General features: G+C 50.8%; 11 protein-coding genes and 4 tRNA genes. 9 read left to right on the top strand and 6 right to left on the bottom strand.

All coding sequences use genetic code 11. The features are described 5' to 3' along the window. Positions 1 to 531 precede the first annotated feature (531 nt). Entirely contained in the window at positions 532 to 1569 is a 1038-nt protein-coding gene (locus OXG10_04715) for a rod shape-determining protein (protein ID MCY3826666.1), read from the bottom strand. A gap of 123 nt (positions 1570 to 1692) precedes the next feature. After that, on the bottom strand, positions 1693 to 2784 hold the full coding sequence (locus OXG10_04710; protein ID MCY3826665.1) for an aminomethyltransferase family protein: 1092 nt from the start codon (positions 2782 to 2784) through the stop codon (positions 1693 to 1695). Positions 2785 to 2915: 131 nt separating this feature from the next. On the opposite strand from OXG10_04710, the gene trxB reads away from it, so the two are divergent. The 6 genes from trxB (at position 2916) to OXG10_04680 (ending at position 7218) form a co-directional block, all read left to right on the top strand. Further along, positions 2916 to 3851 carry a thioredoxin-disulfide reductase gene (gene trxB, locus OXG10_04705; GenBank protein ID MCY3826664.1) on the top strand — a complete coding sequence of 312 codons (936 nt, stop codon included), beginning with the start codon at positions 2916 to 2918 and terminating at the stop codon, positions 3849 to 3851. 73 nt (positions 3852 to 3924) lie between these two features. Then, a tRNA-Val gene (locus OXG10_04700) sits at positions 3925 to 3999 on the top strand. Positions 4000 to 4011: 12 nt separating this feature from the next. Further along, positions 4012 to 4089 (top strand) — tRNA-Asp (locus tag OXG10_04695). Between the two features lie 104 nt (positions 4090 to 4193). Next, positions 4194 to 5672 carry a DUF4301 family protein gene (locus OXG10_04690; GenBank protein ID MCY3826663.1) on the top strand — a complete coding sequence of 493 codons (1479 nt, stop codon included), beginning with the start codon at positions 4194 to 4196 and terminating at the stop codon, positions 5670 to 5672. A gap of 36 nt (positions 5673 to 5708) precedes the next feature. Next, a complete protein-coding gene (locus OXG10_04685) occupies positions 5709 to 7061 on the top strand; it encodes a mannose-1-phosphate guanylyltransferase/mannose-6-phosphate isomerase (protein MCY3826662.1) in 1353 nt (450 codons plus the stop codon). Between the two features lie 65 nt (positions 7062 to 7126). Next, positions 7127 to 7218, top strand: a tRNA-Ser gene (locus OXG10_04680). Positions 7219 to 7275: 57 nt separating this feature from the next. Here the strand turns inward: OXG10_04680 and mtaB are convergent. From mtaB to OXG10_04665, 3 genes are all read right to left on the bottom strand, one after another. Next, positions 7276 to 8565 (bottom strand): tRNA (N(6)-L-threonylcarbamoyladenosine(37)-C(2))-methylthiotransferase MtaB, encoded by a 1290-nt coding sequence (gene mtaB / locus OXG10_04675; GenBank protein MCY3826661.1) that lies wholly within the window; start codon positions 8563 to 8565, stop codon positions 7276 to 7278. Continuing rightward, positions 8562 to 9635: a tRNA 2-thiouridine(34) synthase MnmA gene (gene mnmA, locus OXG10_04670; GenBank protein MCY3826660.1), complete on the bottom strand. Its 1074-nt coding sequence runs from the start codon at positions 9633 to 9635 to the stop codon at positions 8562 to 8564. The genes mtaB and mnmA overlap by 4 nt, the downstream gene beginning before the upstream one ends. Before the next feature lie 138 nt (positions 9636 to 9773). Further along, on the bottom strand, positions 9774 to 10403 hold the full coding sequence (locus tag OXG10_04665; GenBank protein ID MCY3826659.1) for a hypothetical protein: 630 nt from the start codon (positions 10401 to 10403) through the stop codon (positions 9774 to 9776). A 206-nt stretch (positions 10404 to 10609) separates the two neighbouring features. On the opposite strand from OXG10_04665, the gene OXG10_04660 reads away from it, so the two are divergent. Both OXG10_04660 and OXG10_04655 read left to right on the top strand, forming a co-directional pair. Next, positions 10610 to 11638 carry a permease gene (locus OXG10_04660; GenBank protein MCY3826658.1) on the top strand — a complete coding sequence of 343 codons (1029 nt, stop codon included), beginning with the start codon at positions 10610 to 10612 and terminating at the stop codon, positions 11636 to 11638. Between the two features lie 18 nt (positions 11639 to 11656). Further along, positions 11657 to 12238, top strand: a complete 582-nt coding sequence (locus OXG10_04655; protein ID MCY3826657.1) for a DNA-3-methyladenine glycosylase I — start codon at positions 11657 to 11659, stop codon at positions 12236 to 12238. Here OXG10_04655 and OXG10_04650 read toward each other — a convergent pair. Further along, positions 12218 to 12838 (bottom strand): hypothetical protein, encoded by a 621-nt coding sequence (locus tag OXG10_04650; GenBank protein MCY3826656.1) that lies wholly within the window; start codon positions 12836 to 12838, stop codon positions 12218 to 12220. The genes OXG10_04655 and OXG10_04650 overlap by 21 nt on opposite strands. A 130-nt stretch (positions 12839 to 12968) precedes the next feature. On the opposite strand from OXG10_04650, the gene OXG10_04645 reads away from it, so the two are divergent. Continuing rightward, a tRNA-Arg gene (locus OXG10_04645) sits at positions 12969 to 13045 on the top strand. The last annotated feature ends 273 nt before the right edge of the window (positions 13046 to 13318 follow it).

Genomic DNA, 13318 nt, shown 5'->3' with positions numbered 1-13318 from the left:
CTGCCCGTAACTTTTTAATAAAACTGCACCCCGTATCTAGAACGGAATCACCGTGATCAAGACTCAGGGTACTTCCGTTCTAGATTAAGCGCCTGTAGAATTTGAATTTGCGCCATCCTTATCCATACAGAGCGATTTTTCGTTCCTTTCTTAGCCGCTTTCCAGGCGGTTTTTCCTGTTTCACAACCATTCTTGCTCCCCTTTTTTCGTCATCGCACGCATAAACCCTGCTTTTTCTACAGAACGGAATCACCGTGATCAAGACTGTGACATGTGTCTGCGCTGATTCCGTTCTAAATTCGAGCATCTATAAATTCTGAACCCATGCCGTCCTTTCCATGCAAAATGATTTTTTGTGGCTTTTCGAGGGGTTTTTCCCGCTTCACAACCATTCTTGCTCCCCGCCCCCTTTTTCTGCACACGTAAATCGCTGCTTTCTCTGCAGAACGGAATCACCTTGTCAAGACCGAATTCGGCACTTGCGACTCCATAATCGAGACATTATGAAATCTGCCTGATATCACTGGCTTTTTATATAGCGATGGAGTTTAGAAAATCTATATCTTCGAGAGCTTTTCCGGAACCAATAACGACGCAATCGAGGGGGTGCTCGGCCCTTTTTATCTGTATGCCGGTTTTTTGCTCTATGCGGTCGCGCAGCCCTCTTAGAAGCGAGCCGCCTCCGGCTAGCGTTATTCCCGATTCAAAGACGTCCGCGGAGAGTTCTGGCGGGGTTTCCTCCAAAGTCTGCATGATTGCGTCGACTATCTGGTTTATGGTTTCTTCTACTGCCTCTCCGATTTCTTCCGAGTCAATTGTAAGCATTGAAGGAACGCCGGAAATGTTGTTTCTTCCGGTTACTTTCAACTGCGTCTTTTTGCTGGTGTTTATCTCCGGGAGTGAAGAGAACTTTTTCTTAAGTTCCTCTGCTGTCCTGTATCCGATTACTATGTTGTGACTTTTTCTCAGCCACTGCTGTATGGCTTCGTCCATCCTGTCTCCGCCGATTTTGATTGATTTACTCACGACTATCCCGGATAGTGAGATAACTGCTATTCCTGTGGTACCGCCTCCTATGTCGACCACCATGTTGCCCGAGGGCCTATCCACTTCTATCCCAGACCCTATGGCGGCGCACATTGTTTCTTCAATGAGATATACTTTTCTGGCTCCCGCCGCCTCGGCTGATTCTCTTACGGCTCTTTTCTCTACTTCGGTAATCTGAAGGGGAACCGATATTATTACTCTCGGGCGCACTAAGCTTCTTTTATTGCCGTTGGATTTCTTTATGAAATACTCGATCATTTTCTGCGCCGCTTCGAAGTCGGCGATAACACCGTCGCGAAGAGGTCTTATGGCTTTAATCGAATCGGGGGTTCTTCCTACCATCTCCCTGGCCTGTCTTCCTACAGCGATGAGCCTTGATTTCTGTCCTGGAATGTGCTGCACCGCTACCACCGACGGTTCGTTAGACACTATCCCCTTGCCTTTGAGGTATACAAGGGTATTTGCAGTTCCGAGGTCGATTGCCAAGTCGTTTGAAAAATATTCCAGAAACCTGTCCAATATCATTTTTTGTAATTACCTCTTTAATTAAAACATGATCAAACCCGAATACTTGCCTTATGTACCTGTAAAACGGACAAATTCACGGCCAAGCGGTCAACCTTTAGACTATAGCATTTTTTTTAATTATGCAAAGCGGCTGTAAAAGGGTTTTTCCGTTATTTTTACTGTGTTCAGAGTTCTGTCGGAGCTGTGTTCCCCGCCAACGGATATTTCTCCCTCAAAATCGCGAAACTCCCTTCTTATATAGCCGATGGAGATGTTTTTCCCCAAAGTGGGAGAATATGTTGAAGAGGTTATTCTCCCCACTTTTTTCTCCTTAACCCAGAGAATGTCTCCTGGCAGTGCATTGCCGCCTTGCTGGGCCTCGAAATACGCGAGGTGCCAGTTTACTCTTCCTCTCCACTTTATCCTTGCTATTACCTCCTGTCCCACGTAGCAGCCCTTCTCAAAGTCAAGGACATCCCATATGCCGGCTTCAATTGGTATCGTGGAAATATCCATATCCTTTCCGTAGACGGGAATTCCGGCTTCTATTCTCAGGGTTTCTAGAGACTCCTGTCCGCAGAGTCCCGGGACCGGTGGATTTTCAAGAAGAAGTTCCCAGATTTTCTCAGCCCTGGAGTTTTCAAAAAGAACGTCAAAACCGGTTTCTCCCGTTCTGTTGAGCTTCATTACGGTTGCCTCGCCGCAAGCCCGGTGATCATATTCCTTCATCTGTTTAACGTCGACGCCGAGGCGCTTTTCGATTAATTTCCCGCAGCCGGGACCGCACACGTGAAAAACGCAGTAATCTTCAGTAACGTCGAGCACCTCAGCTTTGTATGAAAGTTTGAACCTGCGAAGAAGCTCCGCTATGTTCCCGCTCGTGCCGGGTTCTGTATCCATATAGACTGAGTCTTCATTTTTAAAGACCCTCATATCAGAAATCATTTTTCCTTTAGGGGTGAGTATTGCCGCGTAGGCCCCTGTCCCGGGGGATTTTTCTTTTACGTCGTTTGTGAGCATTCCCTGCAGGAATTTTATGTGGTCTGCTCCCGACAGCATGAGTTTTCCTCTGCTTGAAATATCTATAACGCCCACGGATTCTCTTACGGCTTTTGCTTCCCCTTCCGGGTCACCATAGCTTTTTGGAAGAAAAAATCCGCCCGTCTCGCCGAATACGGCTCCCTGGGCTGCGTGTCTTTCATAAAGCGGAGTTTTCTTCGCGGATTCCATTAGCGTAAGCACTTGCGGAGCAGGGTTTTGGCCGCCTCCTTCGTTTGTTTTGTCTCTTGAAAAACCACTGCCTGAATGTAGTATAAAGTCCCTGTTCTAAAAAGAAATTGCAGGAGTGCAAAGTGAAAGAACTGAAAGAAAGCTACAAGGTGGTCATCATGGGTTCCGGTCCTGCGGGGCTGACCGCGGCCCTTTACACGGCGCGAGCGAATCTAGAGCCGCTTGTATTTGAAGGTCCGGAAGCCGGAGGGCAGCTTACCACGACTACCGATGTTGAGAATTTCCCGGGGTTTCCAGACGGAATCATGGGCCCTGAGCTTATGGATCTTATGAAGGAGCAATCCGAACGTTTCGGGGCACAGTGCGTACAGAAGGCCGTAACCGCGGTCGATTTTTCCAAAAGGCCGTTTCTCGTGTCGACGGAAGATGAGCAGATACTTGCCTCCACGTTCATCATTTCCTCGGGTGCCACGGCAAGGATGCTCGGCCTGCCTTCCGAACGTGAGCTTGTGGGTTACGGGGTTTCCACATGCGCCACATGCGACGGATTTTTTTTCAGGGATAAGGAGCTTGTGGTTGTCGGGGGAGGCGACAGCGCCATGGAAGAATCCATCTTCCTTACAAAGTTCGCAACCCGGGTTACGGTGGTTCACAGGCGCGACAAGCTCAGGGCGTCGGTGATAATGCAGCAGAGGGCCAGAGAAAACGAAAAAATAGATTTCATATGGAACGGTGTCGTTGAAGATGTGCTGGGCTCAAGGGAGGACGGAGTAACTGGGGTGCGGATAAAGGATGTCGTGACCGGGGAGAGTTACATTAAGGAGTGTCAGGGCATGTTCGTGGCGATCGGGCACACTCCCAACAGCGGAATCTTCAGGGGACAGCTTGATATGGACGATAACGGTTACCTGATCACCAGTAACGGTACTTCTGAAACAAGCGTTGCCGGCGTTTTTGCCGCCGGAGACATCCAGGATACGAGATACAAACAGGCCATAACGGCGGCGGGAAGCGGGTGCATGGCGGCTATGGACGCGGAAAAGTTCATAGAAGAGCATGGACTTTGACCGTTCCGTGTCTTAGTCTTGGACAAAGAGTTTTTATTCGGTTATACAGATTGCCTGCTTTTTGGGTTTTTGCGGGCGGTTAGCTCAGCGGGAGAGCACCTGCCTTACAAGCAGGGGGTCACAGGTTCGAATCCTGTACCGCCCACCATCTGATTTAAACGGGGCCGTAGTTCAGCCTGGTTAGAACGCTGGCCTGTCAAGCCAGAGGTCGCGGGTTCAAATCCCGTCGGTCCCGCCACCCCGATTGAAGAATCGCACGCAATTCCGCTCAGGGACTAGGGGAGTTTCTAGCTTTTTTATGTATAGTTTTCGTGTCGGAGTCCGCCGCGGGAAATTCGTATCTTGAATATTCAAAAACAGATCGAACGCTTCAAAAAGGGTTACCCCTTCCGCAGGCTCCTTCGCCCCGCGACAGTCGGCGACGGCATAAGAAAACTGGAAGAGGGTGAGTCCCGGGTGTTTCAACAGCACTACGAGGACGCCCTTCCTGAAACTAGTGTGTGCAAATTCGTTCCGGCATCGGGAGCGGCCTCGAGAATGTTTCGGGACCTCAGTATGCTTCGGGAAACTTTTTCCTCGGACGAAGCGGCTTTGGATCCCGAAGAGAAAAAGATACTTGAGAAATTCCTCTCAAACGCGGCAAGATTTCCCTTCGCGGACCTCCTTGAGCAAAGGCTCGGGGAAAAAACGGAAAAGATTGCCTCTTCGGGGAATTTCAGACTTGTTTTCGACACCCTTTTGGGAACCGACGGCCTGGGTTACGGGAGCGTTCCCAAAGGGCTTGTGCCTTTTCATAGCTACGGCGGGGAGCGGAGGACAGCTTTTTGCGAGCATTTCAGAGAAGCCACAGGGTATACAAACTCGCACGGTACAGTCTCAATGCATTTTACGATTTCCCCTGCCTTTGCGGAGCGGTTTGCTCTGGAGGAGAGGGAGGCAGCTTCTCTTCTGTCCTACGAAGGGGTTTCATTTGACGTAACGTACTCGGTTCAGGACCCCGAAACGGATACAATCGCGGTCGCAATGGACAACACGCCTGTTACTGACGCCGACGGGTCTCTCCTCAGGAGGCCCGCTGGGCACGGGGCGCTGCTGAAGAACCTGAACGAACTCTGCTATGACTGTATTTTTATAAAAAACATAGATAACGTGGCGAAAGAGGAACTTCTCCCCGATACAGTTAAGTGGAAAAAGACCCTGGGGGGCTCTCTCTTCTCTATCCAGAAAAGGGTTTTCCTCTACACAGAAGCTCTTTCTTCCTCCTGGACCTCTGAGGCATTTGAACGGGAGATAATTTCCTTTTGCCGGGAAAAACTTTTCATGGACCTTTCCCAGGAACTTTCAGGGCTGTCTGGAGCTGGCAGGAGGGAGTTCTTGTTTCGGACGCTTCACAGGCCCATCAGGGTATGCGGTGTCGTAAAGAACGTGGGTGAACCGGGCGGCGGTCCGTTCTGGGTGGAAGGAGAAAGAGGAAGGGGAGAGTCGCTTCAGATAGTTGAAAGCGCCGAGGTTGACCGAGATTCCTCTTCCCAACGGCATATATGGGAGAACTCAACCCATTTTAATCCTGTGGATATTGTCTGCGGAGTAAAGGATTTTAGGGGAGAGAAATTTAATCTGACTGGCTTTGTCGACCCGGAAGCCGGAATTATTACCGAAAAAACCTTTGGTGCTATGAAGATAAAGGCTCTTGAGCTTCCCGGGCTCTGGAACGGTTCCATGTCCGGCTGGATAACGGTTTTCGTGGAAGTTCCCTCCACAACGTTTAATCCCGTGAAAACCGTATGGGATCTTCTGAAGGAGCCCCATCAGGTAGAGTAAAACTCAGAAGCTGTTCTGCGGAACTCGGTTCTCAAAATGTCTAAAGAAAATCTTTACTGCCTTATTCTTGCCGGGGGACGGGGAACCAGGCTCTGGCCTCTCTCAAGGCGGTCTCTGCCCAAGCAGTTCCTCAGTATAAACGGAGATGAATCACTTCTGCTTGCGACGCTTAAACGCGCCGCCCGTCTTGTCGCTGAAGAAAACATATTTGTTGTGCTTGAGGAAAAACAGCGCCCGCTGATTGAAGAGAACCTCCGTTCCACTGATTTCCTGGGAAAGATAAAAATTATTACCGAGCCCGTGGGCAGAAACACTGCTCCGGCGATTCTGCTTGGGATGCTTGAGATTGTCTCAGAAGACGAGGGCTCGGTGATAATGGTTTTTCCCTCGGATCATGTGGTCGGGGACGACGAGAACTTCCGTGATCACGTTCGAAGGGCGGTTTCGCTTGCCGAAGACGATTACATAGTATGTTTTGGAATCACTCCCTCTGTCCCCGAGACCGGATACGGATACATCGAGGGAGGGGAGTCGCTTCGCGACGGCGGGCTTAGAATAAAAAGGTTCATAGAGAAGCCCAGCGCCGAAGTTGCGAGTGAGTACCTGCTTTCGGGAAATTTCTTCTGGAACAGCGGAATGTTCGTTTTCCGGGCCCGGACCATGGTTGATGAATACGCGGTTCTTTGCCCCGACGTGTATGAGCCGATCCACGAAGCTTCCCGCGGGAAAATCAGCAGGGATGTTTACGCCGGGCTTCCTTCTGTTCCCGTTGACCGGGCGGTAATGGAGAGGACCTCGCGCGGAGCCGTGATACCGTCTTCTTTTCCGTGGAGCGACGTAGGGTCATGGCGGCTTTTCTACGAATTTTTCCCGAAAGATTCCGAGGGCAACGTGATTGAAGGAGACGTAATCCTGAGGGATACGGGGGGTTCCATTGTAAAAAGCAGCTCGAGGCTTGTCTGCGTATCCGGTCTTCGCAACGTTGCCGTGATTGAAACTAGGGACGCCGTTTTTGTCTCCGATCTTGACCGCTCGAATGAGGCGGGCGAGTTTGCGAAGGAATTAAGAGAGCGGGGGAGGGATGAGGCAGACCGTCCGAAAGCAGTTCACTATCCTTGGGGCAGCAGGGAAGAAATTCAAAAAGGGGAACTCTCAAGAGTAACGAAAACAACAGTTTTTTCCGGTAAAGCCGCAAGGACGGAGAATACCTCTTCTCAAAACCTGCGACTGCTGGTTCTGGAGGGAGAAGCTCTGATAATCAGCGATGAAGGCAGTGATGAACTCTTCCCGGGGCAGACCGTTTTTCTTGAAGGTGGGGAGAATTGTACAGTTCAGAACAAATCGGACGATGTTCTGCTGATTCTTGAGATTTTTTCAGTTAGGGGCTAAAAAAAACAGAAAGAAAGCAGCTTTGATTCTGCTTTCCGGTGGGTTATCATTTTCTCACCGAGCGGGGAGAGGTGGCCGAGTGGTCGAAGGCGCTCGATTGCTAATCGAGTAAGGGGTGAAAGCCCCTTCGTGGGTTCGAATCCCACTCTCTCCGCCATTGCGTCGTTCGGGAGTTACAAGCCAAGCAGTTTGTCCATCAGCTTTGGAAGGCGGTTCAGACGGCCGTCGCGTAGGCAGTTTCATTTTTTACATCCTCTATTTTCACCCTTATTTCCGCTCCGGTATCAATGCTGCCTTCAATCAGCTTCACGTTTATGTAGTTTTCCGTGGTACAGTTTGATCTGCTCTCGACAATGGCGTCGAGGGTTTTGCCTATGAACGTTCTGTAAAAGTTTTCTTTCTTCGTTTTTCCAAGCGCGCGTAGCTCCGCCGCTCTTTCCTTTTTCACCTGTGGGGAAATCTGGTCTTTCATATTCGCAGCGGGGGTCATTTTCCTTATTGAGTAGGGAAACACATGGAAGTAAGTGAGTTCCGAAGCGGCTGCCACGTCACGGGAATTTTCAAACTGCTCCTGCGTTTCCCCGGGAAACCCGACCATTATGTCCGTGCCGATCGAGGCCTCCGGTAGAACGCTGCGTATAGTGTCCGTGCACTCAAGGAACTGCTCGGGGCTGTACCTTCTTCTCATTTTTCTGAGGACTTCTCTGTCTCCGCTTTGAAGCGCTACGTGGAAGCTTGGACAGACAGTTTCCGATTCCGAGACGAAGCTGATCAGCTCTTCTGTGGTGTCCGCAGGATCAAGCGAGCTCAGTCTTATCCTGCGTACTGCCCCGGATTCCTCAATCTTTCCGAGCAGACCGACAAGGTCAGAACCTATGTCCCTTCCGTAACTTGCCAGATGAACACCGGTGAGGACTACTTCCCTGTATCCCGCGCCCGCAAGAGTTCTCAGCCTGGAGATAACTTCATCAGCCTCCAGGCTGCGGGACCGCCCGCGTGCCCTCGGTATCACGCAAAATGTGCAGGCGTAGTTGCACCCGTCCTGCACCTTGAGAAACGCCCTTGTCCTGTCGGGAAAGAATCTGATATCCGGGGTGTCGAATTTCCTTTTCTTCTCTTTGAAGATATCGGATATGAGAACCTTCGGTTCGCTCTGGATCTCTCCCCGGCGTATGACTCCGAGAAGGGATGAGAATTTGTGGGAATTTCCGATTACGTAGTCGACTTCCTCCATAGCCGAGAGCTGCTCGGGGGATATCTGTGCGTAGCAGCCCGTCACTATTACCACGCCGCGGGGATTTGATCTTTTTGCCCTGTATATGTAGTTTCTCGCTTCCGAATCCGCCTTGTGCGTGACGGTGCATGTATCTATTACGTACACGTCAGCCGGTTCGTCGAATCTTTCGTTCTTTGCAAACTCGGAGGATGGCAGATGGTTAAGCAGGGCGGCCGTGTCATATTGATTAACTTTACATCCCAACGTTACAACGGAGATCTTTTTCATTGGACGCGCGCCCCTTTTATCCAGCCGCCGCCCATAACGGTTTCATCCTTGTAGAAAACGATTGCCTGGCCGGGCGTTACGGCTTTTTGCGGTTCGGAGAAACTGACTATCGCATCCCCGTCGTCCATGACAGCTACCCTGGAAGGGACTGCGCCGTGGCGGTACCTTATTTTCGAGCGCACCTCGATCTCTCCTTCAGGAGGCCCGCTTACCCAGGAGAGATTTCCCGCGGCAAGGGAGCTGCTGTAAAGGTCCTTTTCCTCTCCGACCCTGACTTCGTTTCTCTCCGCGTCAATACCGACAACGTACATGGGTTTTCCCTTCGCGAAACCGAGTCCGCGTCTCTGCCCGATGGTAAAGGAGGCAATTCCCCTGTGCCTGGCGACGGGATTTCCCTTCATGTCCACTATGTCACCCTCTATTTTCCCCCTCTTGAGGTAGGGCTCAAGGAATTCCCTGTAGCCGTCTCCCGTGATGAAGCAGACACCCATGCTCTCGGCCTTTGTGGCGACCCTGAGACCCATGCTTTCGGCAATTTTTCTCACTTCGGTTTTCGTTTTGTCTCCCAGGGGGAAAATGAGCTTCTGAAGTTCTCTCTGGCCCAGAGTGAAGAGAAAGTAAGACTGGTCCTTGGCGGGATCAACGGCCCGCTCAAGGGAGTACTCACCGGTTTCGGCGCTTCGGGATATCCTGGCGTAGTGGCCCGTGGCGAGAAAATCCGCGTCAAGTTCAAGGGCCCGCTTCAGGAGGAAGTCGAACTTCATGAACTGGTTGCAGAGCACGCACGGTATCGGGGTTTCTCCAGAGTCGTACTTGCTTACGAAATCAGAGACCACAAGCTCCCTGAAGGAATCCATGTAATTTACCACGTAGTGAGGTATGCCTATCTCATACGCGACTCTTCTCGCGTCGCAGACCTCATCCGCGGAGCAGCATCCTCCCTCGCTCTCCCCGTAGTCCCAAAGCTGCATGGTCACTCCTATGACTTCATGCCCCTGGGACTTAAGAATGGCGGCGGTGGTTGCACTATCGACCCCTCCGCTCATGGCTACTACGATTCTCTTTCCCATAACGCAAGGATTCTACCTTAGAAACAAAGGTGGACAAACGGAAAAATTCAAATAGAAACCAGCGGAAATCTAACCGGAATTCAGCCCCTTCGTTTCAGACACCACTCCCAGAGTTTCATCTTGATTGTCTCGCAAGTCTCAAGTTAATCTGCGCGGCAGGCTGTAGCAATATCCTAATCTGGTTGGATTGTCTCTGTCATCGGCAAAATATTTTCTGAGCCCAGCAGCCATCTGTGTCACTTCTTCCCCGCAGCTGTCTGCATCTAGCGCTTCTCTCGGCACAAGTACGTACGGGCACATCACCATGGGGCTCTGCTCAGGACGGATGGCTTCGCCTCCCCAGTGGCCGGTAAATATAGTCGCCCCGTTGCCGATTTCATCATCGGTTCTTGAAACGATATACAGGGTTCCCACGCTGTGATTTTCGCCACCGCTTTCAAATACGTAGGAGGCTGCAATGGTTTTTTCAACCTCGTCACCCTTGCTTTTAATGATTTTCGTTCCCTTGTAGCTGAATTTCGAGTCAGGGAAAGTGGGGCTCGTGGAGATGATCTCGATGTCAAGCCTGCCGGTGGATTCATCCCCTTCTAAATACACATCGGCATCCTCGTAACCGCAATCTACTGCGCCTGCCTCATCAATGCTGAGAAAAAAACCTCTCATTTCCATCGGTTCCGTTTCATCATCTTCACAGGATGAAAGCAGGAACAGTCCCGCGATGCAGAATACTGCTGACAAAAACAAAACACCGAAATTTCTTGAATGCATGATGAACAACCTCCTTGGAACGTATATAATTCCCTATAATATTACACTGTAACGGCGTGAGGAGGGGAACCTTGATTGACTGAGTTTTTCTGACTTGCGCAAAGCAATCAGGGAAAAGCTGCCTGTGCGGGGTTTCTCATGAGGATTAAACTCGCTTCGGCCTTTGCTGAAGACGGATAAAAAGTGAATTCGGGAATTGTCTAGAGGTGCGTACGGTTTCTAACACGGATAATGATCAGGTTTCATGTTGCCATGTTCCTTCTCCCGGCGAGCCGCTTCGAATCAGCCGAAACCTGAAAATCTCTCTCGCGTTGCTTCTCTTCCTGATCGCCGTTTCCTTCCTTCCTTCTCTTTCGCCCCTTAATGCCTCTCTTCTGGGCTATCTCCGGCTGCTCGCCATTCCGCTTGCCGCGGGTTTTCTTCTTGGCGGGGCCGTGGATTATTTCGTTCCCGAGGGGTTTATATACAGGTATCTCGGCAAAACGGGCAAGTCCTCGCTTCTCTACGCTCTTGCGGGAGGTTTTCTGATGTCTTCCTGTTCCCACGGAATACTCGCCATAGCGATCCAGATCTACAGAAAAGGGGCAAGCACCCCTGCCGTGATAACATTCCTGCTCGCTTCTCCCTGGGCGAATTTTCCCGTAACCATTCTTCTCGTAAGCTTTTTCGGGTGGAAGGGTGTTCTGTTCATAGTCACGGCGGGATTTATCGCCATTCTTACCGGTCTGATATTCGAGGCACTTGAGCGGGGAGGCCACGTGGAGAAAAACGACGTCACGGGCTTGGGAGAAGGGTACGAGTGGGAGAAGATAAAGAATTTTTCGCTGAGGGAAAGTGTTCAGGGGGTTCTCAGGGGTAGTCTCAGTCTTTCCAATATGGTTCTCTGGTGGCTTATAATCGGCCTTATAGCGGCGGTCCTGATAGATGTGTACGTGCCCGGGGAATTTTTCATGCGTTATCTGGGTCCGGACACGGGCGGCCTTCTGCTCACCCTTGTGGGAGCTACCGTTATTGAGGTCTGCAGCGAGGGAAGTTCGGTTATCGCGTTTGAGATCTATGACAAGGTCCAGGCGTTTGGAAATCCCTTTGTTTTCCTGATGGCGGGGGTTGTGACCGACTATACGGAGATCGGGCTTCTCTGGACCAGCATAGGCAGAAAGACGGCGCTTCTGCTTCCCGCGGTTGCAGTTCCCCAAGTGCTTTTTTTCGGGTTTCTTTACAATGCCATTCTTTGAACGGGAGGCAAAGAGGGTATGCGCAGATGTCCATGGTGCGAGCGCACCGGTATTGAGAGGGATTACCACGACAAGGAGTGGGGAGTGCCGGTTTTCTCTGACGCGAAACAGTTTGAGTTTCTGGTTCTCGAATCCGCCCAGGCAGGCCTCAGCTGGCTTACCGTTCTCCGCAAGAGGGAGAACTACAGGCGTCTTTACGACGGGTTCGATCCGGAAAAAGTCGCCCGCTACGGAGAGGAAAAGATACGGGAACTCATGTCGGACAGCGGAATAATACGCAACCGCAGGAAAATAGAGGCGTCGATAAACAACGCCGCCCGGTTCCTGGAAATACGGGATGAGTTCGGGAGCTTCTCCGATTATCTGTGGGGATTTACGGACGGAGTTCCGGTTACGAACGCCTGGGAGGAACTATCGGAAATACCGGCCTCGACGGAACTTTCCGTGAGGGTGAGTTGCGACCTTAAGAAACGAGGCTTCCGCTTCATGGGGCCCACTATCGTCTACGCCCATCTTCAGGCGACGGGGGTGGTGAACGATCACCTGGTCTCGTGTTTTCGCTACGAGGAGATTATGGGCTTAGGCAAGGGAATCAAATAGCCGCATCAGGTAATCTCCGCTTTCCCTGCTGAACTGGACAATTTTTTCGATCTTTTCCTTGCCGAGATTTTTTTCGATTCTCCTTACCGTTTTTTTTATCGCCAGGGAGTGTGCGGGATCTTCCTTGGCGTGAACCTCTATGAAAGTTGATGGGTCGGGAACTGTTTCTACCTCAGGAAAAAGAAGTCCCGATACGTTTTCAAACAGATAGGAATGTCCAAGTATCGCGAGAGGAAACTGCTCGGCGGCGTTCTGCAGGAACTCGTCGTATTCCCTTACGATCTCCAGGCAGAAGGGGTTAGTCTCCTTCTCTCCGAGATCCTTTAGATCACGAAGGGCAATCTCGGCATGTCCGAGTTCTCCCTGTGCGCAGGAATGAAACCTTTTGCTCAGGTAGGGGTCGGAGTCTTTCGTGTTTATGCTTGCCATGTTAACCGCCCTCTGACTGAGAAATTCGATTATATAAAAAGTGAACAGGAATCTTGCGTAGGTTTCCCGGGTTAGGTTCCCGGAAACAAGATCCTTTATCTCCTCTTTGTCTTTCACCCTGCGAAGATAGGTTCCGACTTCGATGTCAAGAAGCGATTCAAGCTTTTCCATCTAGTTTTTCCCGAAACAAAATTCAGAACGACTATTATAATACAGAAATCCGTATTGTTAATCGTTCCTGCCGTTTTCCGGGTTGACTGCGCCACTCGGCTCAGGAACCATTAGGAAGCGTCGCTTTTCCGCGCCCGTAGCCCAACTGGACAGAGCGCTTGACTACGGATCAAGAGGTTGGGGGTTCGAATCCCTCCGGGCGCGCCATTCTTCAATATTAGACGCATTTACGAACCTATCAAACGGTTTTTTCAAGGGGCGAGGTATAACAAAGGGTTAATCCCTTTAGCTCTAGGTTCGAAAATACAAAGTTCATCAACCGGCGTTTTTGTTCAAGAGGTCCCTTAAAGGCGTAGTATGCGCCGGAAGCCACTTCTGTTGACGCTGGACTCCTATCTCCGCTGTCACATGCTTTGGCTTATGACCAGCAATTCCCACTAAGTCCTAAAGCCCCTTAAAACAAAGGGGTTCAGGAATTTG

The sequence above is a fragment of the Candidatus Dadabacteria bacterium genome, from assembly GCA_026706695.1.
Classification (GTDB): Bacteria; Desulfobacterota_D; UBA1144; order Nemesobacterales; family Nemesobacteraceae; genus Nemesobacter.
Note: the sequence above shows the minus strand (reverse complement) of the source record. Positions and strands in the feature narration are given on the sequence as shown.